The organism is Streptomyces sp. NPDC001493 (assembly GCF_053597235.1).
Genome location: NZ_JBSFHV010000016.1, coordinates 184,832 through 209,367 on the forward strand (window position 1 = coordinate 184,832; position 24,536 = coordinate 209,367).

Sequence of the window (24,536 nt, forward strand, 5' to 3'; positions counted from 1 at the left end):
TACGCGCGTAGATGACCGAGTGAAGATACGTAACAGTGATGGTGAGGACAGGTGGTGTACACCCGCGCTTCTGACAATGTTCCGTTATGGCCATGCGCGCGCTTCCCCTGCCCACCGCACGGCTCGGACGCTCCGTCCGGGCCGCGGGACCGTCCTCGGAGGTCGGTGGTGTCGTCCTGCTGCTCCCGGACGGAGCCGCCGAATCCCGTCGTAAACCGTCCCCGTTCACCTACGCCGGCCAGCTTCCGTTCGCGCGGGCGCTGGCGCGGGCCGGCCGGGACGACGGGCTGACGGTGCACGTCCTGCACTACCGCCACCGCGGCTGGAACGCCCAGGACGCCGACCCGGCGGCGGACGCCGGGTGGGCGGCGGACGAGGTGGTACGCCGCTACGGCGACGTGCCGGTCTGCCTCGTCGGCCACGGCATGGGCGGCCGGGCGGCCCTGCGGGCGGCCGGGCACCCGGCGGTCTCCGCCGTACTGGCGATGGCCCCCTGGCTGCCGGGGCAGGCCGGGCCCCCGGCGCACACCGGGCCGGAGACGGCGGCCGAGCCGGTGAAGCAGCTCGCCGGGCGCCGGGTGCTGATCGTGCACGGCACCAACGACACCCGCACCGACCCCGAGCTCTCCTTCCGGCTGGCCTCCCGGGCCAAGAAGGCCAACCGGGACATCTGCCGCTTCGAGGTCCACTCGGACGGGCACGCGCTCCGCCAGCACCGGGCCGAAGTGGTGGCGCTGGCCGCCGACTTCGTCCAGGGCTCGCTCTTCGACCGCTCCTACGCCCGTCCGGTCGAGGACGCGCTGGCCGCGCCGCCGCCGCTGGGGCTGCGGATGCCGCTGGCCGCCGGTTTCGGGCAATCGCTGCGGCACTGAGGCGGGTTGCGGGATGCCGCGGCCGTCAGAGCTTCTGGTGCACCGCGAGGCGGGCGAGGCTGCGGTCGTGCAGGCGGCTGAGGAGGAGCAGGGAGCAGACGGCGCCGATCAGCGCGCAGAACATGTCCCACTGGGTGTCCCACACGTCGCCCTGGGTGGCGAGGAACGAGTCGGCGGCCTGCCCTCCGACCACGGCGGCCAGCCATTCGAGCATCTCGAAGACGGCGCTGAAGGCGAGGCAGGCGCACACGGTCAGCGCCGGGAGCCAGCGGCTGCCGCGCAGGGGCGAGGTGCGGACGAGGAGTTCCCGGACCAGGATCGCGGGCACGAATCCCTGCATGAGGTGGCCGAGGCGGTCGTACGGGTTGCGTTCCAGGCCGAACCAGTCGCGTACCCAGTCACCGGCGGGGACCTCGGCGTACGTGTAGTGCCCGCCCACCATGAGGACGAGGGCGTGGACGGCCAGCAGTCCGCAGAGCAGTCCGCTCAGCGGGAACCGCCGGCGCAGCAGGAACAGGACCGGCAGCCCCAGCATCACCCACACCGTTTCCAGCACCCAGGTGCCGGATTCCTTGGCGCCCCAGGCGGACACCGCGAGCGCCACGGCGACGGCGGGCGCGAGAACGGCGGGCAGCAGGCGGCCGGTGCGGCCGGCGGGCGAAAGGATCTCCGGCGAAAGGTCCTCGGACGGATGGGTGGCGGACATCAAGGGCTCCTCGTGTCTGGGCGGTACCGCCATCCTGGGCGCCACGCGAGGCCCGCACCTGAGTGCGGCTACTCAACGGCTCTGCTTTTCTACCTGGTTGAGCGGGCGGAGGGTGTCACCGCACGACGCGGCACCCCAAGTCGCTTCCGGCGCGCCGGGGTTCAGTCCGGCAGCAGGTGTCCGCGCCGGGAGATCAGGAACTGCTTGAAGGCGGCGACCGGCGGGGTGTCCGGGTGGCCGTCCAGCCAGGCGACGCCGATCTCGCGGACCGCGCGCGGCGCGGTGACCGTCAGCTCGACGACCCCCGGGCGGGCGACGGCGGGCGGTGGCAGCAGGGCGACGCCGAGCCCGGCGGCGACCAGCCCGCGCAGGGTCTCCGCCTCCTCGCCCTCGAACGCGACCCTGGGCACGAACCCGGCCTCCGCGCAGAGGTCGTCGGTGATCCGCCGCAGGCCGTACCCCGGTTCCAGGGTCACGAAGGTCTCGTCGGCGGCCTCCGCGAGCCGGACCCGGCGGCGGCCCGCCAGCCGGTGGTCGTCGGGGACGACCAGCCGCAGCCGCTGCTCGTCCAGCCGGCGGGCCACCAGATCGGGCGCGTCCGGGACCGGTGAGGTGAGGCAGAGGTCCAGCTTCCCCGCGCGCAGCCGCTCGATCATCGCCTCGCCGTAGTTCTGCACCAGCTGGAAGCGGACCCCCGGGTGGTCGACGCGGAAGGCGCGGATGAGGGCGGGTACGGTCTCCGAGCCCATGGTGTGCAGGAACCCGAACGCGACCTTGCCGGAGGCCGGGTCGGCGTCGGCCCGTACGGAGTCGGCGGCCTTCTCCACCTCGGCGAGGGCGCGTTCCGCCGAGCCGAGGAAGGTGCGCCCGGCGGGGGTGAGGGAGACGGTCCTGCCCCGGCGCGCGAACAGGGCCACGCCGAGGTCCTCTTCGAGGCGGACCATGGCCCGCGACAGCGTGGACTGGGGCACCCCGAGCTCGTGGGCGGCCCGGGTGACGTGCTCGTGGCGGGCGACCGCCTCGAAGTACGCGAGCCGGGGCGCGAGGACCGCGCGGATGTCTTCTTCGTAACTGCTCGGTGACAGTCGGGGCTGTGAGCTGCGGTCATGCACCATGGGAACGATTATCGCGGTTTCATGCATTGGACGCATCAAACGCACCGGCCTACCGTCGCTGCTATGCCTCCTGCCGATACCGGGGCATCCACCGTCATGGTGGGTGCCTCCGCACAGCCCGCTCCGCACGCCACCGCCCCGGCCGCCACCACCCCGGCCGCCGCGTCGCCCTCGCCCGCGATGTCCGCCTCGGCGTCCGCCGCGACCGCCACGGCGGGCGACACGCGACTCGACCCCGGCCGCCCCGGCTACCGCCGTATGAGCTTCGGGCTCTTCGCCGCCGGTGTCGCGACGTTCGCCCTCCTCTACTCCACCCAGGCCCTGCTGCCTTCGGTCTCCGCGTCGTTCGGGGCCACGGCCGGGCAGGCGAGCTGGACGGTCTCCGCCGCGACGGGGGCGCTGGCGCTCGCGGTGCTGCCGCTGAGCGCGCTCTCCGAGCGCTTCGGCCGCCGTCAGATGATGACCGCCTCGCTGACCATCGCCGTCACCATCGGCATGCTGGTGCCGTTCGCCCCCTCGCTCGGCTGGCTGATCGCCCTGCGCGCGGTGCAGGGTGCGGCACTGGCCGGGCTGCCCGCCTCCGCGATGGCCTTCCTCGCGGAGGAGGTCCGACCCAAGGCGCTGGTCGCCGCGATCGGGCTGTTCGTGGCGGGCAACAGCATCGGCGGCATGAGCGGCCGCATCCTGACCGGCTGGATCGCCCAGCTCTGGGGCTGGCGGGCCGCGCTCGGCGCGGTCGGTCTGCTGGCGGTGGGCTGCGCGGTCGCGTTCCACCTGCTGATGCCCCGGGCGCGGCACTTCGTCCCCGGCTCGCTCAACCCGAAGGCGCTGGTACGGACCGCCGGCGGGCACCTGGCCGATCCGCTGCTGCGCCGGCTCTTCCTCATCGGCGGGCTCTTCATGACGGTGTTCGGCGCCGTCTACACGGTCGTCGGCTACCGGCTGGTGGCGGCTCCGTTCAACCTCCCGCAGGGCGTGGTCGGTTCGATCTTCCTCGTCTACCTGGTCGGTACGGTCTCCTCCGCCGCGGCGGGCCGTCTGGTCGGCCGGTTCGGCCGCCGGGGCGCGCTCTACCTCGCGGTCTCCACCACCGCCGCCGGGCTGCTGCTCTCGCTCGCCGACCAGCTGGCCGCCGTGCTGCTGGGCCTGGTCCTGATCACCGCCGGGTTCTTCGCCGGCCACGCGGTCGCCTCCTCCTCGGTGAGCCGTACGGCCACCACGGGCCGCGCCCAGGCGTCGGCGCTCTACCAGTCCTCGTACTACCTCGGCTCCAGCGCGGGCGGCACGCTCGGCGCGGTCGCCTTCCACGCGGGCGGCTGGACCGGCACGGTCGGGCTCGGACTGCTCGCGGTACTCGGTGTCGTCTCCGTGACGCTGTACGGATCGAAGTGCGCGCGGGCCGAGCGGAAGGCCCACCCGCAGCACGCGGGGATGGCAGTCGCGCGCTGAACCGGCTTGCCCCCGGGGCCGTTCTCGTCAAGAGACCGGCTCCCCGGGGCCGTTCCCGTCAAGAGCACCTCTCCCAGAGGCCGTTCCCGTAAAGAGACCGTCCCGCGAACAACCCCGACTCCCCTTCGAACGTCCAGCAAGTGACCAACATGTTGCGCGCGAAGGGGAGTTGGCGTACATGGAGAGCACGGAGACATCAGGAACCACACCCACCACGAGTACCGCCGCCGTACCGGTGGTGGCGTCGGTGGCCGTGCGGGGAAGAAGTCGGCTGCGGCGCGTGGGGGCGCTCTCGGTCGCCGGACTGGTGGCCGCCCCCGCGCTGGTGCTCACGACGGGGACGGCCGCCGAGGCCGCCTCGTGCACCACGTCGAAGGGGCCTTACCAGAAGCAGGTCGAGAAGTTCCTCGGGCGGCCGGTCGACGGCAAGCAGTCCGCCACCGACTGCAAGGCGATCCAGAAGTTCCAGAGGACGCACGGGATCACGCCCACCATCGGCTACGCCGGACCCATCACCTGGCGCACGATGAGCACCATGCTGGCCCAGAAGGCGGCGGGGAAGAACCCGAACAAGGCGAAGAAGTGCCCCACCAACAAGGGGCGCATCGCCTGCGTGGACCTCACCCGGCAGCTGAGCTGGATCCAGGACGGGGCCAAGCTCGTCTACGGACCGGTGCCGGTGCGGACCGGTCGCGACGGCGCGGAGACGCGCACCGGCGCCAAGAAGATCTACTGGCGGCATCAACAGCACTGGTCGACGATCTACCACGTGTGGATGCCGTACTCGCAGTTCTTCGACGGCGGCCAGGCGTTCCACTCGGTGACCAAGTCCATGTGGAACCCGCCCGGATCGGGTGGTTGCGTCAACATGCGGCCCACCGACGCGAAGGCATACTGGAAGCTGCTGAGGAACGGCGACGACGTCTACGTGTACGGGCGCAAGCCCGGGACCTGAGCGTTTGTGCGCTTCCCGCCCGCCTGTCCGTGCGCTGCGGTAGCTTCCTGACGGCGGGGGCGGTGTCACAGCGCGACAGGGGTAGGGCGATGAGTGATCTCAACGTGGCGGAGAGCGCGACCGGGGACGCGGAGGCCGGGAGCGTCGAGAGCCGGCTGGAGGGACACCGGGTCGAACTGACCGGGTACTGCTACCGGATGCTCGGCTCGGCGTTCGAGGCCGAGGACGCGGTCCAGGACACCATGGTCCGCGCCTGGCGCAACTTCGAGAAGTTCGAGGGGCGTTCGTCGCTGCGCTCGTGGCTGTACCGGATCGCGACCAACGTCTGTCTGGACATGCTGACGGCGGGCAACAAGCGGGCCCGGCCCGTCGACCTGTCCGACCCGACCCCGCTCGCGCAGGCCGCTCTCAACCCGCTGCCGGAGAACACCTGGCTGGAGCCGATGCCGGACGGCCGCGTCCTCCCGTCCCCCGCCGACCCGGCGGAGGCGGCCGTGGCACGCGAGTCCGTCCGGCTCGCCTTCGTCGCGGCGCTCCAGCACCTGCCCCCGAAGCAGCGGGTGGTGCTGATCCTGCGCGAGGTGCTCGCGTGGAAGGCGGCCGAGGTCGCGGAGCTCCTCGACACCTCCGTCGCCTCGGTGAACAGCGCCCTCCAGCGGGCCCGCGCCACGCTGGCCGAGGCCGGGGAGCGCGGACCGGACACCGCCGACCCGCTCGACGAGGAGCAGCGCAAACTGCTGGAGCGGTACGTCGCCGCCTTCGAGGGGTACGACATGAAGGCGCTCACCGCGCTCCTCCACGAGGACGCCGTGATGACCATGCCGCCGTTCGACCTCTGGCTCCGGGGGCACGACGACATCACCGGCTTCATGCTCTCCATCGGCGCGGGCTGCGCGGGCTCCCGGCTGGTGGCGACCGCCGCCAACGGCACTCCGGCCTTCGCCCACTACAAGCCGAACCCGGACGGGCCCGGGTTCGTGCCGTGGGCGGTGCAGATCATCGACATCCAGGACGGCGCGATCACGGGGATGCACTGCTTCCTGGACACCCCGCGCTGGTTCCCGCTGTTCGGGCTGCCGGACACCCTGGACGCCGACGGAAAGGCGGCCGACGGGAAGGCCGCCGACGGGACCACTGCCGACGGAAAGGCCGCCGACGGGAAGTGAGCCGACGCGAGAGCGGGCCGCGACCGGAACGCGGGCCGGCCGGGGAGTGACCGCGCGCCTCAGGGCGCGTCGGTGATGCCCGCCAGGTCGGCCAGCCCCACCAGGTCCAGCAGGGTGCGCAGTTCGGGCGGCACGCCGCGCAGCCGCAGCGGGCCCCGGCCCGCCCGGCGGACGGTGAGGGAGAGCCGGGCGAGCGCCTCCACGACGGTGAGGCCGGGGCGGACCACGCCCGTCAGGTCGCACTCCACCGGGGCGGCCGCCCGCCCGGGGGCGGCCAGCAGCCGGTCGAGTGCGGCGCAGAGCGCGGGTACGTCGGCGCGGGCGATCCGGCCCGTGACGACGAGGGTGATCGGGGGTGTGGCTTCCACACCCATGAGACCGTTCCCGCCGCCACAACTCATCGGTGCGCGGCGGACCGACTCCCCCGCGCACGACGAGAACGGCGGCCCGCCGGCACGGGGAGATCCGTGCCGGCGGGCCGCCGTACCGTGAACCGGCCCGCGTTACGCGATGCGCTCGCGCACCACGGGGGACGCGGTGAAGTCCGTACCGGCCGGGGCGATGTCGTAGGCGCCCGGCAGCGCGTCGAGGGCGTAGGAGAACTTCTCCGGGGTGTCCGTGTGCAGGGTCAGCAGCGGCTGGCCCGCGGTGACGGTGTCGCCGGGCTTGGCGTGCAGCTCGACGCCGGCTCCCGCCTGCACCGCGTCCTCCTTGCGGGCGCGGCCGGCGCCGAGGCGCCATGCGGCGATGCCGATGTCGTACGCGTCGAGCCGGGTCAGCACGCCGGAGGCGGGGGCGGTGACGATGTGCCGCTCGCGGGCGACCGGGAGGGCCGCGTCCGGGTCGCCGCCCTGGGCGGAGATCATGCGTCGCCAGACGTCCATCGCGGAGCCGTCGGCGAGCGCCTTCTCGGGGTCGGCGTCCTTGAGGCCCGCCGCGTCGAGCATCTCGCGGGCGAGCGCCAGGGTGAGGGCGACGACGTCCTTGGGACCGCCGCCGGCCAGCACCTCGACGGACTCGCGGACCTCCAGGGCGTTGCCCGCGGTGAGGCCGAGGGGGGTGGACATGTCGGTGAGCAGGGCGACCGTGCGGACGCCGCTGTCGGTGCCGAGGGCGACCATGGTGGAGGCCAGCTCGCGGGCGTCCTCGATGGTCTTCATGAAGGCGCCGCTGCCGACCTTCACGTCGAGGACGAGCGCCCCGGTGCCCTCGGCGATCTTCTTCGACATGATCGAGCTGGCGATCAGCGGGATCGACTCGACGGTGCCGGTGACGTCGCGGAGCGCGTAGAGCTTCTTGTCGGCGGGGGCGAGGCCGTCGCCCGCCGCGCAGATCACGGCGCCGGTGGTGTCGAGGACGCTCAGCATCTCCTCGTTGGAGAGGTGGGCGCGCCAGCCGGGGATGGACTCCAGCTTGTCGAGGGTGCCACCGGTGTGGCCGAGGCCCCGGCCGCTGAGCTGCGGGACGGCCGCGCCGCAGGCGGCGACCAGCGGGGCGAGCGGCAGGGTGATCTTGTCGCCGACGCCGCCGGTGGAGTGCTTGTCGCTGGTGGGGCGGGAGAGCGCGGCGAAGTCCATCCGCTCGCCGGAGGCGATCATCGCGGCGGTCCAGCGGGCGATCTCCGTACGGTTCATGCCGTTCAGCAGGATCGCCATGGCCAGGGCGGACATCTGCTCGTCCGCGACCTCGCCGCGGGTGTACGCGTCGATGACCCAGTCGATCTGTTCGGGGGTCAGTTCGCCGCGGTCCCGCTTGGTGCGGATGACGGAGATGGCGTCCATGGGATTCCTTCCGGCAGGGGAGCTCGATCATGAGGGCGCGGGTCGCGCGGGGCAAGAGGACGGACCCGCCCGACTCTACGCGCATAGAGGTGAGACACGGAGATGGCCCTCCCGACGTACGGGAGGGCCACCGGAGTTGAGGCGGTGAGACCTCAGGCCAGGTTCTGCGGACCGAAGGCCTGGGGCAGCATCTCGTCGAGGGTGCGCAGCCCGTCCGGGGTCTCCAGGACGAGGTCCGGGCCCCCGAACTCGTACAGCAGCTGGCGGCACCGGCCGCACGGCACCAGGATCTCGCCCGAGCCGTCCACGCAGGTGAAGTGGGTCAGCCTGCCGCCGCCGGTGGCGACGAGCTCGGAGACCAGCCCGCACTCGGCGCAGAGGCCGATGCCGTACGAGGCGTTCTCGACGTTGCAGCCGGCGACGGTGCGGCCGTCGTCGACCAGGGCGGCGGCACCGACCGGGTAGCCGGAGTACGGGGCGTACGCCCGGGACATCGCCTCCCGGGCCACCTTCCGCAGCCCTTCCCAGTCGGCCGCGGCCGCCGGGGTCGTCACTTGCCCTGGCCCTTGAAGTACGGCATGCCGTCCGCCTTGGGCATCCGCAGCCGCTGCGCGGAGAGCGCGAGGACCAGCAGCGTCGCCACGTACGGGGCGGCGTCCACGAACTGGCTGGGCACCTCGTCGGTGAGCGCGTACCAGACGAAGAGCCCGGCGGAGAAGACCGCCGAGACCGCCGCGCCGATGTACTTGCGCCGCACCAGCTGCCAGATCACCGCGGCCACCAGCAGGATCGCCAGGAAGAGCAGCACCGCGTGGACGTTCTCGGCGCCGCCGCGCAGCTTGAGGCTGTCGGTGAAGCCGAAGAGTCCGGCGCCGAGCGCCATGCCGCCGGGCATCCAGTTGCCGAAGATCATCGCGGCGAGGCCGATGTAGCCGCGCCCGCCGGTCTGGCCCTCCTGGTAGATGCCGGTGGAGACGATCGCGAGGAACGCGCCCGCCAGACCCGCGAGTCCGCCGGAGACGGCGACGGCGATGTACTTGTACGTGTACACGTTGACGCCGAGCGACTCGGCGGCCACCGGGTTCTCTCCGCAGGAGCGCAGCCGCAGGCCGAAGGCGGTGCGCCAGAGCACCCACCAGGTGGCCGGGACCAGCAGCAGCGCCACCACGGTCAGCAGCGACAGGTTGGTGACCACACCGCCGATGACCCCGGCGAGGTCCGAGACGAAGAACCAGTGCTTGGCCTGGAGGTCGGCCATCCAGTCCGAGAGCCCCGGGATCGTGATGTCGGTGATCTCGCCGATGCGCGGGGACTGCTTCGAGGAGCCGCCCTCCGCCTCGGCGAAGGTGTAGTTCGACAGGTAGCGGGTGACGCCCACCGCGAGGATGTTGATCGCCACACCGGAGACGATGTGGTTGACCTTGAACGTCACGGTCATCACGGCGTGCAGCAGGCCGCCGAGGGCGCCGCCCACGATGCCCATCAGGACACCGGTCCACGGGCCCCACTGGTAGCCGGCCCAGGCACCGAACCAGGTGCCGAGGATCATCATGCCTTCGAGGCCGATGTTGACGACACCGGCGCGTTCGGCCCACAGGCCGCCGAGTCCGGCGAGGCCGATCGGCACGGCGAGCTGGAGCGCGCCGGACACCTGACCGACGGAGGTCAGGTCGTTCGCGCCGCTGATGACGCGGGTCAGGGAGAAGAGCGCCAGACCGGCCGCGGCGATCAGGAGGACGACCGGCAGGCTCAGCCTGCGCCGGCCGCCGTTCTTGCCGGGCGCGGTGGTGGCGGTGGACGTCGTCGGGACGGTGCTCATGCCGCTGCTCCCTCACGGTTCTCGCGGGCCTGGGCGGCGAGTTCCTCGCCGACCTTCTGCTGCTGTCGGCGGAGCCCGTACTGGCGGACAAGTTCGTAGGAGACGACGACGGAGATCACGATCAGCCCCTGCATGATCATGGCGATCTCCTGCGGGTACCCGTACTGGTCCAGGGAGGCGGAGGTCTTCTCCAGGAAGGACATCAGCAGGGCGGCGAAGAACATGCCCACCGGGTTGTTGCGGCCGAGCAGGGCGACGGTGATGCCCATGAAGCCGACCCCGGCGGGGAAGCTGAGGTTGTACGTGTGGCTCTGGCCGAGCAGGATCGGCATGCCGACCAGACCGGCGACCGCGCCGGAGATCAGCATGGCCGTCAGCACCATCCGCTTGGCGTCGACACCGCTGGCCCGGGCGGCGCTCTCGCTGGCGCCGGTGGCGCGCAGGTCGAAGCCGAAGCGGGTGCGGCCGAGGACGAACCAGTAGACGACGCCGAGCGCGAAGGCGACGAAGGTGAAGCCGTAGATCGTGCCGCCGTCGCCCGCGTCCAGGCCGGGGAACCAGCCGGAGGAGGCGATCTCGCCGGTGTTGAGGTCGTTCGAGCCGGCCGCCTGGACACCGAAGTTGTCCGTCAGGATCAGCCAGGCGATCAGGCTGGTCGCGATGGCGTTCAGCATGATCGTGGAGACGACCTCGCTCACGCCCCGGAGGGTCTTGAGGAGGCCGGCGATGCCGGACCAGAACGCGCCGACCGCCATCGCGGTGACGAGGATCAGCAGGATGTGCAGCGGTCCCGGCAGGGTCACCGAGGCGCCGACCACGGCCGCGATCATCGCGGCGAGCCGGTACTGGCCGTCGACGCCGATGTTGAAGAGGTTCATCCGGAACCCGACGGCGACGGCGAGCGCGGCGAGGTAGTAGGTGCCGGTCTGGTTGACGATCAGCACCTGTACGTCGACGTACTGGGCGTTGTCGAACATCAGCCGGAACGGCTCGAAGGGGCTGTTGCCGGAGAGCAGCAGCACCAGCGCGGTGAGCAGGAACGCCACCACCAGGGCGAGCGCCGGACCGGCGACGCCCAGGAGCAGCCGGTCCCTGTCGAACTTCTTCATCGGCTCTCACCGTTCTCGTCGTGCGCGATGGTGTCGTCGTGCGCGATGTGGCCGGAGGCCGCGCCGGTCATGGCGGTGCCCAGCTCCTCCGGCGTGATGCTCGCGGGGTCGGCGTCCGCGACCAGCCGGCCCCGGTACATGACGCGCAGCGTGTCGGACAGGCCGATCAGCTCGTCCAGGTCGGCCGAGATGAGCAGCACCGCGAGGCCCTCGCGGCGCGCTTCGCGGATCTGGTCCCAGATCTGCGCCTGCGCGCCGACGTCCACACCGCGGGTGGGGTGGGCGGCGATGAGGAGCTTCGGCCGGTGGCTCATCTCGCGGCCGACGATCAGCTTCTGCTGGTTGCCGCCGGAGAGGGAGGCCGCGGTGACGTCGATCCCGGGGGTGCGTACGTCGTACTCGCGCACGATCCGCTCGGTGTCGGTGCGGGCGGCCTTCAGGTCGAGGAACACGCCCCGGCTGTTGGGCTTCTCGGTGACGTGGCCGAGGATGCGGTTCTCCCAGAGCGGGGACTCCAGCAGCAGCCCGTGGCGGTGCCGGTCCTCGGGGATGACGCCGAGGCCGCCCTCGCGGCGCTTGCGGGTCGAGACGTGCGAGATGTCGGCGCCGTCCAGGGTGATGGTCCCGGCGTCCGGGTCGCGCAGGCCGGTGAGCGCGTCGATCAGCTCGCTCTGGCCGTTGCCCTCGACCCCGGCGATGCCCAGGACCTCGCCCTTGTGGATGGTGAAGCCGATGCCGTCGAGGACCTCGCGGATCACGCCGTCGGAGTCGGTGGCGGTGAGCCGCAGCGCGTCGACGGTGAGCATGGGCACGTCGGTGACGGTCGACTCGCGGGTCTCCGGCGAGGGCAGTTCGCTGCCGACCATCAGCTCGGCGAGCTGCTTGGTCGTCGCGGTGCGCGGGTCGGCGGTGCCGACGGTGGTGCCCCGGCGGATGACGGTGATCTCGTCGGCGACGGAGAGCACTTCACCGAGCTTGTGCGAGATGAAGATGACGGTCAGGCCCTCGGCCTTGAGCTCGCGGAGGTTGGCGAAGAGCGCGTCGACCTCCTGCGGGACGAGCACCGCGGTGGGCTCGTCGAGGATGAGGGTGCGGGCGCCGCGGTAGAGGACCTTGAGGATCTCCACCCGCTGGCGGTCGGCGACGCCGAGGTCCTCGACGAGGACGTCGGGGCGGACGCTGAGACCGTAGGCGTCGGAGATCTCCAGGATCTTCTTCCGGGCCGCGCCGCCGATGCCGTGCAGCTTCTCGGCACCGAGGACGACGTTCTCCAGGACGGAGAGGTTGTCGGCGAGCATGAAGTGCTGGTGCACCATGCCGACCCCGCGCGCGATGGCGTCGGCGGGGCTGCTGAAGGTGACGGTCTCGCCGTCGATCGCGATGGTGCCCTCGTCCGGCTTCTGCATGCCGTAGAGGATCTTCATCAGGGTCGACTTGCCGGCGCCGTTCTCGCCGATGAGCGCGTGCACGGTGCCCTTGGCGACGGTGATGTCGATGTCGTGGTTGGCGACGACGCCGGGGAAACGCTTGGTGATGCCGCGGATTTCTACGGCAGGAGGGCTGGACGCGTTGATGACGCACTCTCCTTGGCGGGGAAGGAGCGGAGCACGGCTGCCGGGGATGACGGGGCCGTACGAGCAGGGGCCGGGGGCGAAGCTACCGCGCCCGAGGGTGCTCTACACGCGTAGCGTTGCCGAATAGAAAGATCCCGGACGGCGGAACGCGATCCGGGGCCGGGGAGGTTGGCGTGCACCGTTCTCCCCGGTCCCGGAATCATAGGGTTCCGCGCCCGGGCACTGACGGGCGCACCCGTGACGGGCACGCCCGCGTACGTACGGGCACACCCGTGACGGGGCGGCGGAGGCCGCCGCCCCGTCACGGGTGGGAGCGTTACGGGGTGGTCTTGACCGTGATCTTGCCGGCGATGATGTCGGCCTTCGCCTTGTCGATCGCGGTGGCGACGTCCGTCATCGCGGTGAAGGCCGGGTTGGAGGCCGCCAGGCCCACGCCGTCCGTGTCCAGGCCGGCGCGGATCTCGCCGGTCTCCGGCTTGCCGTCCTTGACCGACTTGATCAGGTTGAAGACCGAGTCGGCGACGTCCTTGGTGACCGACGTCAGGATGTAGTCCTTGTAGTCGGCGAGGCCCGCCTGGTTGTACTGGTCGGAGTCGACGCCGATGGACCACTTCTTGGCCTTCGAGGTGACCTCGATCGCGCCGGAACCGGCGAGGCCGGCGGCGGAGTAGATCACGTCGGCGCCGGCGTCGAGCTGGCCCTGCGCGGCGGCCTTGCCGAGGTCCGGCTTGGAGAAGCCCGTGAAGTCCGGCGGCTGGGTCAGGTACTGGACCTTGACGTTGACGCCCGCCTTGGTGTCCTTGACGCCCTGGACGTAACCGGCCTCGAACTTCTTGATCAGCGGGGTCTCGACACCACCGATGAAGCCGACCGTGTTCGTCTTGGTGACCTTGGCGGCGGCGACGCCGGCGAGGTAGGAGCCCTGCTCCTCGCTGAAGACCAGGTTCGCGGTGTTCTTGGTGGGCTTCGAGCTGTCGTCGATGATCCCGAACGTGGTGTTCGGGAACTTCGCGGCGACCTCGGCGATGGCGTTGGCGTAGACGAAGCCGACACCGATGACCGGGTTGTTGCCGCCGCGCGCGAGCTCGGTCAGGCGCTGGATCTTGTCCGCGTCGCTCTCGCCCTCGGAGGGCTCGGCCTCGACGCCCTTGAAGCCGAGCTCCTTCGTGGCCTTCTCCAGGCCCGCGTAGGCGGCGTCGTTGAACGACTGGTCGCCGCGGCCACCGATGTCGTAGGCGAGGGCGGTCTTGCCGCTGGAGGACGAGCCGCTGCTGCTGTTGCTGCTGCTGCCCTCGGAAGACGTCTTACCGCCACAAGCCGTGACGGACAGCGCGAAAGCCGCGGACGCAATGCCCACGGTGGCGATCCTGGTGATCCGGCGCACTGGGAGGCTCCTTAAAAACCTGACCGAAAGCGCCACTCCGGCGCTGGGTTCGCCGCGATCGTAACGCGCGTAGATGTCAGTTAAAGACACGTTCACCGGTCGTTATCGGATCGTCGTGAAGAGTTTTGGTCACATCGCACCACCTGACACTCCGACACATTTCGGACGGATGTCCCTCCCGGCGGACTCCTGCGGGCACCTGCGGGCTCCCGACGGACCCCGACGAGCACCGATGGCCCCCTATCGGGACATCGGTGGACATCGGGGAGACATCGGGGGGAAACATGCCGGGAACGCCCGGAAAGGGGACGCGAGGCGACGCGGACCTCACGCCCTCCGCCGGTCGGACCCGGGGCCGGTGCCCCGGGTCCCTACCTCGCGCCGTTGAGCAGGGCGGCGGCGGTGAACAGCTCGACCCCGACGGTGATCGCCTCCTCGTCCACGTCGAAGTCGCCGCGGTGCAGGTCGAGGCCGCGGGTGTCGCCGTGCGCCCGGACGCCGAGGCGGGCCATGGCGCCCGGCACGTGCTCCAGGTACCAGGAGAAGTCCTCGCCGCCGAGGCTCTGCTCGGTGTCCTCGATCGCGTACGGTCCGCGGCGCTCGGTCATCGCGGCGTCGAGCAGCCCGATGGAGGCGGCGTCGTTGACGACGGGCGGCACGCCCCGGACGTAGTTGATGACGGTCTTGGCGCCGTGCGTCGTCGCGATCTCGTCGACGGCCGCGTGCACCAGGTCGGGGGCGTCCCGCCATGCCTTGAGGTCGAGGCAGCGGACCGTCCCGGAGAGCTCCGCGTGCTGCGGGATCACGTTGCAGGCGTGCCCGGTGTGCAGCCGGCCCCAGGTGACGGCGAGACCGGAGCGGGCGTCGACCCGGCGGGCGAGCAGCGCGGGCACGTCGACGGCGACGCGGGCGGCGGCGGTGACCAGGTCGGTGGTGAGGTGCGGGCGCGCGGTGTGTCCGCCCGCGCCGTCCAGGGTGACTTCCAGCCGGTCGCAGGCGGAGGTGATGGCCCCGATCCGCAGCCCGATCTTGCCGACGTCCACCTTGGGGTCGCAGTGCACGCCGATGATCCGGCCGACGCCCTCCAGGACCCCGGACTCGATGGCGTCGGGGGCGCCGCCGGGCAGCACCTCCTCGGCGGGCTGGAAGATCAGCCGTACCGCGTGCGGGAGTTCGCCCCGGCGGTCGAGTTCGGCGAGGACCAGACCGGCGCCGAGGACGGTGGTGGTGTGCACGTCGTGGCCGCAGGCGTGCGCGCGGTCGGGGACGGTCGAGCGGTAGGGGACGCCCGTCTTGACGTCTGGGATGGGCAGCGCGTCGATGTCCGCGCGCAGGGCCAGCATCGGCGTCTCGCCGTCCCACCGCCCGACGTCGCACATCAGGCCGGTGCCGGTGGTGAGCACGCGGGGGGCGAGCCCGGCCTGCTCCAGCCGGGCCTTGATGGCGGCGGTGGTGCGGAACTCCTGGTTGCCGAGCTCGGGGTGCATGTGGAGATCGCGGCGGAAGGCGATCAGCTCGGCCCGGAGCTCTTCGGAGAGCGTGCCGGGCAGAGAGGCTGCCCGGACCGGTGAGCCACCGGCCGGTTCACCGTCGGGGTGGACGAAGGACGCGCGGGACTTCAACTGGTTCACCCATCGAAGGGTATGCCTACGGACCCCCGATCGGACGTGGATCAACAAAACTTCAGCACCTCGGATGAATATGAAACGGTGCGGAAACGTGTGGGACGCACGCCCGGTGGGTAGACTCCGCCGTTTTTCCTGTTTGCGCCGTACGGGTGGGCCCGCGGGCCCGTACGGCGTACGTACGGGCCCGGGCCCGGGAGCCCGTACGACGAACGGCGTACGAGCGGTGAGCCTCGTACGCCGTGGGGCCGGATCTCCCGCGCCGGGGAGCGTCGGTGGGCCGGGGTCAGGTGCCCGCCGGCGGGGCGAAGGCCAGCCGGTGCACGTCCCGGGCGGTCTCGGTGACGCCCGAGAGGAAGCCCTGCGCACGCGGGGACGCCGTGTCCCGCAGCCACCGGGGGTCGATGTCGCAGACCGCGACCCTGACCCCGGTTCCCGCCAGCGCCAGGGGCAGCGTGTGCACCACGGTGGACGGGAAGCTCAGCACGGTACGGCCGATGGGGCCGCGCCGGGCGATGAGCTCCAGCGGCAGGTCCGGGCGGACGATCTCCAGGCCGGTGGCGGCTTCCAGGGCGTGGAGCTTGGCCGTCGCCTCGCGGCGGTGGGCGAAGTAACGGGTGGCGCCGTGCGTACGGGCGAGGGCCGCCACCGCCTCCTGGTACGGCACCGCGTCGACCACACCGGTCTCCACCAGGGAGGTGCCCACGATGTCGGCCCCCTTGGTCAGTCGCGGCGGGCCGAAGCGGGCGCGGGTCCAGGAGAAGGTGTTGGCGGTGACCTCGACCCCGTCGGGGGCCTCGACCGGCATCGCGGTGAACACCTCGACGCGGTGCCGGTCCGAGGGGACGAACCGGCGGCGCGCGGAGGCGGTGACCGGCGCGAGCAGCAGCTCGCGCGGTCCCTTGCTCCCCTTGCGGTGCCAGCGCACCAGCCGCTCGCCGCGGGCGAGCTGCGCCACGAACTCCATCGTGGCGGTGCCGTCGTCGACCACCGTGAGCCGCTCCGTCCGCACGATGCTCAGCAGGAGCTGTACGTAACGGGAGAACGGGTCACCGATGACGACGTGGTCGGCCCTGCGCACCAGCCCGACGAGGGCGCGCAGCGTCTTGAGCGGGGTGCCCTGTTCGCCGCGCGCCTCCTGCCAGCGCACGGTGATGCCCTCGTCGCGGGCCAGGTCGGCCATCCTGCGCAGCTGGCCGCGCGACATCGGGTCGACCGGGGGGAGGACGACGACCGTGGTGACGGCCGGCGCCTCCTCCCCCATGGCGTGGGTCCACTCCAGGACGTTCAGGAGCTGGACCGGGCTCTCGACGAAGGCGAGATTCACCGGAGGTCGTCTCAGACCGCGGCCGGCTCGGCGGCCGTCGCGTTCTCGGCCTCGGCGACGACGCCCGCGACGCGGCGGAGCTTCTTCATCGGGCCGAGCTCCGACTCGTAGACCTTCTTGACGCCGTCACCGAGGGACGCCTCGATGGTGCGGATGTCGCGGACGAGGCGGGCCAGGCCCTGCGGCTCGACGGACGCGGCCTGGTCGGAGCCCCACATGGCGCGGTCCAGGGTGATGTGGCGCTCGACGAAGGTGGCGCCCAGCGCGACGGCGGCCAGCGTGGTCTGGAGGCCGGTCTCGTGGCCGCTGTAGCCGATCGGGACGTTCGGGTACTCGGCCTGCAGGGTGTTGATGACGCGGAGGTTGAGCTCCTCGGCGACCGACGGGTACGTCGACGTGGCGTGGCACATGAGGATGTTGTCGCTGCCGAGGACCTCGACCGCGTGGCGGATCTGCTTCGGGGTCGACATGCCGGTGGAGAGGATGACGGTGCGGCCGGTGGCGCGCAGGGCGCGGAGCAGCTCGTCGTCGGTGAGGGAGGCGGAGGCGACCTTGTGGGCGGGGACGTCGAACTTCTCCAGGAAGGCGACGGCCTCGGTGTCCCACGGGGAGGCGAACCAGTCGATGCCGCGCTTGGCGCAGTGCTCGGCGATGGCGTGGTACTCGGCCTCGCCGAACTCGACGCGGTGGCGGTAGTCGATGTACGTCATCCGGCCCCAGGGGGTGTCGCGCTCGATGTCCCACTGGTCGCGCGGGGTGCAGATCTCCGGGGTGCGCTTCTGGAACTTGACGGCGTCGCAGCCGGCGTCGGCGGCCACGTCGATCAGGGCCAGGGCGTTGTCCAGCTCGCCGTTGTGGTTGATACCGATCTCGCCGGTGATGTACACGGGCCGGCCGGGGCCGGCGGTGCGGGTACCGAAGCTGCGCAGACGGGAGTCGCTCATGGTGAGGGTGTTCCTTACTTGGTGGTGATCGTGGGGGTGTTGACGGTGGGGGTGGTGCCTGTGGGGGTGGTGGCAGTGCGTGCACCGGCCCGGGTGAGGGCCAGTTCGGGGCCGAGGAGCCAGCCCGCGATCTCGCGCACCGCCCCCTGGCCGCCGGGGGTCCGGGTGACGGCGCGTGCCGCGGTCCGTACCGAGTCGTGGGCGCTCGCGACCGCGACGGGCCAGCCCGCCAGGGCGAAGCAGGCGAGGTCGTTGACGTCGTTGCCGGCGTAGAGGACCCGGTCGGGGCTGACGCCCCGCTCGTCGCACCACTGCTTGAGCGCGAGGTCCTTGCGGTCGATGCCGTGCAGTACGGGGACCTGGAGCTTGCGGGCGCGGGCAGCGACGACCGGGTTCTGCTCGGTCGACAGGATGAGGACGTCCAGCCCGGCGCGGCGCAGGGCCGCGATGCCGAGGCCGTCGCCGCGGTGGACGGCGACCGTCTCGTGGCCGTCCTGGTCGACCATGACCCGGTCGTCGGTCTGGGTGCCGTCGAAGTCGAGCACGACGGCGTCCACGTCCGCGAGGGTCGGCAGCGGCGACGGGTCCAGCAGCGGGGCGAGCGCGCGGGCGCGGGCCAGGTCGTGCGGGTCGTCGATCTCCAGCACCCGCGCCGGGTCCGTGCGGACCAGCGCGGTGTGGCCGAAGAAGCGGTGGCGGTGGGTACGGAATCCGGCCACGTCCATGGCGTACGCGGCGCCGGTCTCCAGGAGGTCCTGCGGACGGTCCTGGCGGCGGGGGCGGACGGCCTTGTCGTGGTTGACGCCGTAGCTGCTCTCCTCGACCGCTTCCCCGTCGCGCCAGACGAAGCCGTGGAACGGGGCGACGGTGACGGCCGTGTCGGCGCCTTCCCGGGCGACCGCGCGGGCCACTCCGTCGACGTCCTCGCGGGAGACGAACGGGCTGGTGCATTGGACGAGCAGCACCACGTCGGCGGCGCGGCCGCCGAGCGCCTCGAAGGCGTCGAGCGCGTGCAGCACGGCGGCCTCGCTCGTCGCGGTGTCCCCGGAGATGTCCGCGGGGCGCTGCACCACGTGCACCCGGCCGGACGCACCGGCGGTCTCGCCGGCGATCCGGGCGGCCTCGGCGATGGCGGGGTCGTCGGTGGAGACGACCACGTCCGTGACCTCGGTGGAGCCGAGGCAGGCGCGGACCGCGCGGGACACCAGGGGGACGCCGCCGACCTGGGCGAGGTTCTTGGCGGGGACGCCCTTGGATCCGCCCCGGGCGGGGATCACCGCGAGGACGGTGGGTGTCGTCATGGATGCTCCTGAAGTGGTGGTCACAGTTCGCCCATCCGCCGGATCACGGGGGCGACGCGCTGGACGCCCTGCCGGTAGGCGCCGCGCGCCGCGTTGCGGACGGTCTCGCGCACCGCGCCCCTGATGCGGCCGGTGGCGACGGGGGCCGCCGCACCGGGCAGCGGCCGGCCGTCGGGGCCGAGGTGGTGGCGGGCGAGGATGCCGGGGAGGTATCCCGGCGCGGTGGCGGGGGTGTAGTAGGGGGCGAGCGGCGGCAGTTCACCGGCGGCGAGCAGCGCGCCGACCTTGTCGCGGGCGCCGTCGTACGCGGTGGCGTACGTGCCGTCGGCGGCGACGCCCTGGCCCGCGAGCCACTCGGGGTCCGGGACGGGGTGCAGGCCCTCGTCGAGCATGTCCCAGGAGGTGATGAGCCCGGAGCCGACGAAGTGGTGGTTGCCGAGCGTCTCGCGGACGCCGAGGTCGCTGAGGATCGCGGTCGGAATGGACCGGTGCAGCGATTCCAGCGCGGCGGTGGAGGAGACGGTGACGAGCAGGTCGGTGCGGTCGAGGACCTCGCCCATGTGCCCGTACACCAGCCGGAAGTTGGGGGGCAGTCCGCCGGGCAGCCGCTCGGCGAGCCGCTGGTAGGGCAGCTCCTCGATGTGCGTGGTGTGCTCGCCCGGCTTGGAGCGGAGTTTGAGCAGCACCTCGCGGTCGGGGTGCTTGCGGGCGTGCTCGACGAGCCGCCGCAGCAGGTACGTACGGTCGGCGCGGGACGCCGGTACGGAGGGCTGCGCGGCGAACACCACGGTGTCGCGCCCGGGTTCGGGGGCGTGCGGGGCGCCGCCGAGGAACGGCAGGGCCGCCTCGGTGACGGCGCCGGCGTCGGCGCCCACCCCTTCGTACACGGCGCGGAAGCGCTCGGCGTCGTGGGCCGAGTTGGCGAGCACGACGTCGGCGCCGTGGCGGAGCAGGAGCCCGTCGGCGAGCTTCTCGTACACGACCCCGACGTAGCCGGTGACGACCACGGGCCTGCGGGGCAGGCCGAGGGCGGCGAGGCCGTGCAGCATCGCCTGGACGCCGCCGCCGACGAGGGCGAGCACGACGACGTCGTACCCCTCCTCGCGCACGGTGTGCAGGAACTCGACGGCGGTGACCTCGCGGACCCGCCCGGCGTCGACGCCGACGTCGCCGACCTCGGCGAGCTGGCGTGCGGTGGGGGTGGCCCGGCCGCGCAGCAGCAGCCCGCTGATCTCGACCGGGCGCTCCGTGACGGAGGTGTCGCCCGCGGCGGTCAGGCGGCGCGCGGTGAGCGCGCCCCATTTCCACCGGGTGTCGGAGTCGGCGAGGACGGCCACCCGGAGCGCCGCGGGGTGCGCGGCGGCTGCTGCGGGTTCGGCCTGGTCATTGGTACGTGGGGGCACGTCCTAGAAGGTAGGAAGCCATTTCGTTGAGCGGCCCAACACGACGGCAACAAAGGGTTAACAGCCCGCTGCCGCTTGGGGTCGCGATTCGAATAGCCTCGAACCCACCGTCAATTCGGGGCCGTTCGCGGTACCGACACACGGAGTTCACCCGCTGTCTTCCCACTGGACGGGGAATGGGACGGGTCCGCATCTAGCGTGCAGCCGTGGTCAAGCTCTCCGTCATCCTGCCTTTCTTCAATGTGCAGCGATATGCCCCCGAAGCCCTGAAGAGTCTGCGTGCGAACGCGCGTGACGACTTCGAATTCATCCTCGTCGACGACTGTTCGAGCGACGGAACGCGCGAAATCCTGGAACGCGCCGCGGAAGACCTGCCGGGTGCCGTCCTCATCCGGCGCGAGGAGAGCGGGGTGTCCGCCGCGCGCAATACCGGGATCGACGCCGCGCGCGGCGAATACCTCACTTTCCTCGACGGCGACGACTGGGTGGCGCCCGGCTATTTCGCGCGGCTCGTGTCGTCCATCGAGGAACTGGGCTGCGATTTCGTGCGCACCGATCACGTCCGGTGCACGGGCACCGAACGCGTCGTCCACCGGGTTCCGTACGGCAGACGGGACACCGTCCTCTCGCCGCGCGACGTGATCCTGCCGGGCAACCGTTCGACGCCGGTGGACTATCCGTACTCGTGGGCGGGCGTCTATCACCGCCGGCTCGTCGAGCGGGGTCTCCTGCACTTCCCCGAGAACCTGCACACCGCCGAGGACCGGCCGTGGATCTGGCGGCTGCACCGGGAGGCCGAGTCCTTCGCGGTGGCCGGCCGGTTGCTCGGCATCTTCTACCGGCGCGGGGTCACCTCGTCACTCACCCAGATCGGCGACGTCCGGCAGCTCGACTTCATCCCCGCGTTCGACCAGGTCGTGGCGGAGACCCAGGCGGACCGGGATGCCGCGCTGTTCCTCCCGAAGGCCGTCCGCACCTACTGCGCGATCATCGCGCACCACCTGAACACCATCGACAAGTTCGAGCCCGCGGTCGCACGCAGACTGCGCTCCATGAGCGCGGCGGCCCTGCGCCGACTGCCCCAGGACGTCCTCGACGAAGCACTCGACTCGATGGACCTGGAGCGCTCGTCCCGGCTGCGCCGGCTCCGCCGCCGGCCCGCCCCCCTCTCGGAGGCCGCACCCGCATGACCACCCAGATCTTCTGCGCCTCCACCCTGTACGGAGTCGCCACCCTCGCCGCCGCCCTGGACGCCGACCGGTTCACCCCGGTGGACCGGCGCATCCTGCTGGTCTCCAACAACGCGGCCAACCCCGAGGTCAGCACCCCGCTCGACCGGATGCCGGGCTTCGAGCGCCTGCGGGACCGCTTCGACGAGGTGCTCTCCTGGAACGAGGCGATCGAGCCCTTCCACCCCGGCGGCTGGTCGCCGCGCCCGGACGACATCCCCCTGTGGGAACGCCATCTGCGGCTGCTGTGGAAGCTCGGTGACGACGACGTCGAGCTCGCCGTGGAGTCCATCCAGGTCAACCCGGCCCTCGCCGTCTGCCAGATCTTCTCCGTCGCCCCCGTCGACGTGTACGCGGACGGCCTGATGAGCTACGGGCCCACCCGCTTCAAGATCGATCCGCTGGTCGGCACCCGGGTCCGCCGGCTGCTCCACCTGGACCTGGTGCCCGGTCTGGAGCCGCTGCTGCTGACGGAGTTCGGCGTCGAGCCGGAGATCGTCCCGGCGGCGGACTTCCTGAAGGTCCTCGGCACGGTCGGCACCGCCGACGCGGAGCTGCCCGCGCTGCCCTCCGACTGCGCCCTGCTGCTCGGCCAGTACCTGTCGGCGCTCTCCATCCTCACGCCCGAGGAGGAGGAGGACCTGCACGTGCGGATGTTGCGGGGCGCCGTCGGGCGGGGCCACCGCGCGGTGGTCTTCAAGCCGCATCCGACCGCTCCCGCGCGCTACGGCCGGGCACTGGAGGAGGAGGCCGAGCGGCTCGGGGCGGAACTGACCGTCCTGGACGTTCCCGTCCTCGCCGAGGTGCTCTTCGAGCGGATCCGTCCGGCCCTGGTGGTGGGCTGCTTCTCGACCGCCCTGTTCACCGCGAAGACCTTCTACGGCCTGACCACCGCCCGTACCGGCACCGAACTGCTGCTGGAACGCCTCGCGCCGTACCAGAACAGCAACCGCATCCCGGTGACCCTGGCGGACGCGCTGCTGCCCGACGTCGAGGACGCCCCGTCCACGACAGCCCCCGGGGACGGGGAAGGGGGCGGGGAGCGGACCGGATCCGAGGTCTTCGGGCTGACCCGCGCGGTGGGCTTCGCCATGCAGCCGGAGATCTACGCCGAGTTGCGTCCCCAGGCGGCGGCCTATCTCTCCGCCCACCTGAAGCAGGAGACCTCGCGGTACTTCAAGCGCCGCCGGCTGACCGCGCTCGCGCTGCCGGGCGGCGTGCCGTCCCAACTGGCCTTCCTGCCCCGCAACACGACGGTGCGACGCGTGGCGAAGCGGGCGCGCGCGCTGCGGCGGGGCACCCGCCGCTGAACCGTCCCGGCCGGTCAGGACGCCGCCCCGGTTACGGACCGGCGTCCTGACGGGAAACGGCGGCACCCGGTCGGTGAACTCACCCCGAAGCCCGCGTGAACACCGCACGGCCGGGCCCCTGTCCGGGATTTCCGCACCTACGCTGACGCGGCGCACACGCTGAATTGGAGTGGCCTTGACCATTACCCCCGCGGACGCGGATCACACCTCCCGCGCCCCCTCGATACCCTTCCCGTCGCTCCCCGCCGAAACCGGTCCGCTGTCCCCGGCGGCGGAGCCCGAGGGACCCGCCGGTTCCCGGCCCGCGCCGAAGGTCCGGCTGCGCGCCCTGGACGGGCTGCGCCTGGTGGCCGCGCTGATGGTCGCGGGCTACCACTACGGCGGGCGCGGCGGTGACATCACCAGGGCGTGGGGCAGTTCGCCGCACTGGCAGTTCCCCACCGCGCACAACTGGTTCGCCTACGGCTGCCTCGGTGTGCAGATCTTCTTCGTGATCAGCGGGTTCGTGATCTGCATGAGCGGCTGGGGACGGCCGCTCGCCTCGTTCTTCGCGTCCCGCGTGTCCCGCCTGATGCCGGCCTACTGGGTCGCCGTGATCCTGGTGACGGCCGTCATGGCGCTGCCGATGGTGACGTACGAGGCCGTCTCCCCCAGCGACGGCCTGCTCAACCTGACGCTGATGCAGCTGCCGCTGGGCGCGGACCGGGTGCTCGGCGTGTGCTGGACCCTCTGGGCGGAGATCCGCTTCTACGCGCTGTTCGCGCTCTGCGTCGTACTGCCCGGAGCCACCCGGCGCAGGGTGGTGCTCTTCAGCGCGGTGTGGACGATCGCCGCGGTGATGACGGACGCGGCCGACAGCAAGCTCCTCGACGTGGTGCTGATGCCGGAGTACGCCCCGTTCTTCATCGGCGGCGTGGGCCTCTACCTCGTCCACCGCGACCGCCGGGACGCCCTGGGCTGGGGCATCGCGGGCGTGAGCCTGCTGCTCGGCCAGCACTACGCGGTGGCGGACCTCTGGCGCCCGTACAGCGCCGACGCCTTCTCCAACCGGTCGGCGCTGGTCATCATCCTGATCGTGACACTCGGCTTCGCCGCCGTGGCGGCCATCGCGGTGGGCCTGCTGAACTGGATGAACTGGAAGTGGCTGACGGTGGCGGGCGCGTTGACGTACCCGTTCTACCTGGTCCACGAGCACCTGGGCTGGGTGGTGGTGACCGTGCTGCACCGCAAGCTCGACATTCCGTCCTGGGCCACGATGGCGCTGACCACGGTCTGCATGCTCGTCCTGGCGTGGGTGATCCACCGCCTGATCGAGCGGCCGTTCACCCCGAAGCTGCGCAAGGTGCTGCTGACGAAGCTGTAGGGCCTTTCGAAGTCGTCCCGCGCGGCGGGCCGTTCGCGCACCCGGATGATGTCCGGGTCCAGCTCGCGAACATCTCGCGCGGGTCGCGGAGTCCGGGCATCAGG

General features: G+C 71.9%; 21 protein-coding genes. 7 read left to right on the plus strand and 14 right to left on the minus strand.

Annotated features, from left to right (window positions below; translation table 11 throughout):
- Positions 1-86: 86 nt before the first annotated feature.
- The gene (locus tag ACWCWD_RS23285; protein ID WP_450775150.1) at positions 87-872 is read left to right on the plus strand and encodes an alpha/beta hydrolase; all 786 of its coding nucleotides are present in this window, start codon (positions 87-89) and stop codon (positions 870-872) included.
- Positions 873-897: 25 nt separating this feature from the next.
- On the opposite strand, the gene ACWCWD_RS23290 is transcribed toward ACWCWD_RS23285, so the two are convergent.
- Positions 898-1,578 carry a DUF2238 domain-containing protein gene (locus ACWCWD_RS23290; RefSeq protein WP_450775152.1) on the minus strand — a complete coding sequence of 227 codons (681 nt, stop codon included), beginning with the start codon at positions 1,576-1,578 and terminating at the stop codon, positions 898-900.
- Positions 1,579-1,739: 161 nt separating this feature from the next.
- Positions 1,740-2,693 (minus strand): LysR family transcriptional regulator, encoded by a 954-nt coding sequence (locus ACWCWD_RS23295; protein WP_450775154.1) that lies wholly within the window; start codon positions 2,691-2,693, stop codon positions 1,740-1,742.
- Between the two features lie 63 nt (positions 2,694-2,756).
- Between ACWCWD_RS23295 and ACWCWD_RS23300 the strand changes: the two genes are divergently transcribed.
- From ACWCWD_RS23300 to ACWCWD_RS23310, 3 genes are all read left to right on the plus strand, one after another.
- Positions 2,757-4,142 carry an MFS transporter gene (locus ACWCWD_RS23300; RefSeq protein ID WP_450775156.1) on the plus strand — a complete coding sequence of 462 codons (1,386 nt, stop codon included), beginning with the start codon at positions 2,757-2,759 and terminating at the stop codon, positions 4,140-4,142.
- Positions 4,143-4,413: 271 nt separating this feature from the next.
- Positions 4,414-5,097 (plus strand): L,D-transpeptidase family protein, encoded by a 684-nt coding sequence (locus ACWCWD_RS23305; RefSeq protein ID WP_450775206.1) that lies wholly within the window; start codon positions 4,414-4,416, stop codon positions 5,095-5,097.
- Positions 5,098-5,186: 89 nt separating this feature from the next.
- On the plus strand, positions 5,187-6,263 hold the full coding sequence (locus ACWCWD_RS23310; protein ID WP_450775158.1) for a sigma-70 family RNA polymerase sigma factor: 1,077 nt from the start codon (positions 5,187-5,189) through the stop codon (positions 6,261-6,263).
- A 59-nt stretch (positions 6,264-6,322) separates the two neighbouring features.
- Here the strand turns inward: ACWCWD_RS23310 and ACWCWD_RS23315 are convergent, their stop codons facing one another.
- From ACWCWD_RS23315 to ACWCWD_RS23370, 12 genes are all read right to left on the minus strand, one after another.
- Positions 6,323-6,637, minus strand: coding sequence for an STAS domain-containing protein (locus ACWCWD_RS23315; protein WP_450775160.1), 315 nt, complete (start codon positions 6,635-6,637; stop codon positions 6,323-6,325).
- Positions 6,638-6,766: 129 nt separating this feature from the next.
- Positions 6,767-8,044 carry a thymidine phosphorylase gene (locus tag ACWCWD_RS23320; RefSeq protein ID WP_450775162.1) on the minus strand — a complete coding sequence of 426 codons (1,278 nt, stop codon included), beginning with the start codon at positions 8,042-8,044 and terminating at the stop codon, positions 6,767-6,769.
- A gap of 152 nt (positions 8,045-8,196) precedes the next feature.
- A complete protein-coding gene (locus ACWCWD_RS23325; RefSeq protein ID WP_266708370.1) occupies positions 8,197-8,598 on the minus strand; it encodes a cytidine deaminase in 402 nt (133 codons plus the stop codon).
- Positions 8,595-9,863: an ABC transporter permease gene (locus ACWCWD_RS23330; RefSeq protein WP_450775164.1), complete on the minus strand. Its 1,269-nt coding sequence runs from the start codon at positions 9,861-9,863 to the stop codon at positions 8,595-8,597. Before ACWCWD_RS23330 ends, ACWCWD_RS23325 begins: the two co-directional genes overlap by 4 nt.
- Complete coding sequence (locus ACWCWD_RS23335; RefSeq protein ID WP_390960433.1) at positions 9,860-10,972, minus strand: ABC transporter permease; 1,113 nt, start codon at positions 10,970-10,972, stop codon at positions 9,860-9,862. The genes ACWCWD_RS23330 and ACWCWD_RS23335 overlap by 4 nt, the downstream gene beginning before the upstream one ends.
- Positions 10,969-12,594: an ABC transporter ATP-binding protein gene (locus tag ACWCWD_RS23340; RefSeq protein WP_450775208.1), complete on the minus strand. Its 1,626-nt coding sequence runs from the start codon at positions 12,592-12,594 to the stop codon at positions 10,969-10,971. The genes ACWCWD_RS23335 and ACWCWD_RS23340 overlap by 4 nt, the downstream gene beginning before the upstream one ends.
- A 268-nt stretch (positions 12,595-12,862) precedes the next feature.
- Positions 12,863-13,930 (minus strand): BMP family lipoprotein, encoded by a 1,068-nt coding sequence (locus ACWCWD_RS23345; protein WP_450775166.1) that lies wholly within the window; start codon positions 13,928-13,930, stop codon positions 12,863-12,865.
- A gap of 371 nt (positions 13,931-14,301) precedes the next feature.
- A complete protein-coding gene (locus ACWCWD_RS23350) occupies positions 14,302-15,552 on the minus strand; it encodes an amidohydrolase (RefSeq protein ID WP_450775210.1) in 1,251 nt (416 codons plus the stop codon).
- A gap of 289 nt (positions 15,553-15,841) precedes the next feature.
- Positions 15,842-16,882, minus strand: coding sequence for a hypothetical protein (locus tag ACWCWD_RS23355; protein WP_450775168.1), 1,041 nt, complete (start codon positions 16,880-16,882; stop codon positions 15,842-15,844).
- 11 nt (positions 16,883-16,893) lie between these two features.
- On the minus strand, positions 16,894-17,826 hold the full coding sequence (locus ACWCWD_RS23360) for an N-acetylneuraminate synthase family protein (protein WP_450775170.1): 933 nt from the start codon (positions 17,824-17,826) through the stop codon (positions 16,894-16,896).
- A 14-nt stretch (positions 17,827-17,840) separates the two neighbouring features.
- Positions 17,841-19,127 carry a cytidylyltransferase domain-containing protein gene (locus ACWCWD_RS23365; protein ID WP_450775172.1) on the minus strand — a complete coding sequence of 429 codons (1,287 nt, stop codon included), beginning with the start codon at positions 19,125-19,127 and terminating at the stop codon, positions 17,841-17,843.
- 20 nt (positions 19,128-19,147) lie between these two features.
- Positions 19,148-20,530 carry a DUF6716 putative glycosyltransferase gene (locus ACWCWD_RS23370; protein ID WP_450775174.1) on the minus strand — a complete coding sequence of 461 codons (1,383 nt, stop codon included), beginning with the start codon at positions 20,528-20,530 and terminating at the stop codon, positions 19,148-19,150.
- A 206-nt stretch (positions 20,531-20,736) separates the two neighbouring features.
- Between ACWCWD_RS23370 and ACWCWD_RS23375 the strand changes: the two genes are divergently transcribed.
- The 3 genes from ACWCWD_RS23375 to ACWCWD_RS23385 all read left to right on the plus strand — a co-directional run bounded on the left by ACWCWD_RS23375 (position 20,737) and on the right by ACWCWD_RS23385 (position 24,432).
- Positions 20,737-21,720 (plus strand): glycosyltransferase family 2 protein, encoded by a 984-nt coding sequence (locus ACWCWD_RS23375; RefSeq protein ID WP_450775176.1) that lies wholly within the window; start codon positions 20,737-20,739, stop codon positions 21,718-21,720.
- Positions 21,717-23,069 (plus strand): alpha-2,8-polysialyltransferase family protein, encoded by a 1,353-nt coding sequence (locus tag ACWCWD_RS23380; protein WP_450775178.1) that lies wholly within the window; start codon positions 21,717-21,719, stop codon positions 23,067-23,069. Before ACWCWD_RS23375 ends, ACWCWD_RS23380 begins: the two co-directional genes overlap by 4 nt.
- Positions 23,070-23,292: 223 nt before the next feature.
- On the plus strand, positions 23,293-24,432 hold the full coding sequence (locus ACWCWD_RS23385; protein ID WP_450775212.1) for an acyltransferase family protein: 1,140 nt from the start codon (positions 23,293-23,295) through the stop codon (positions 24,430-24,432).
- The last annotated feature ends 104 nt before the right edge of the window (positions 24,433-24,536 follow it).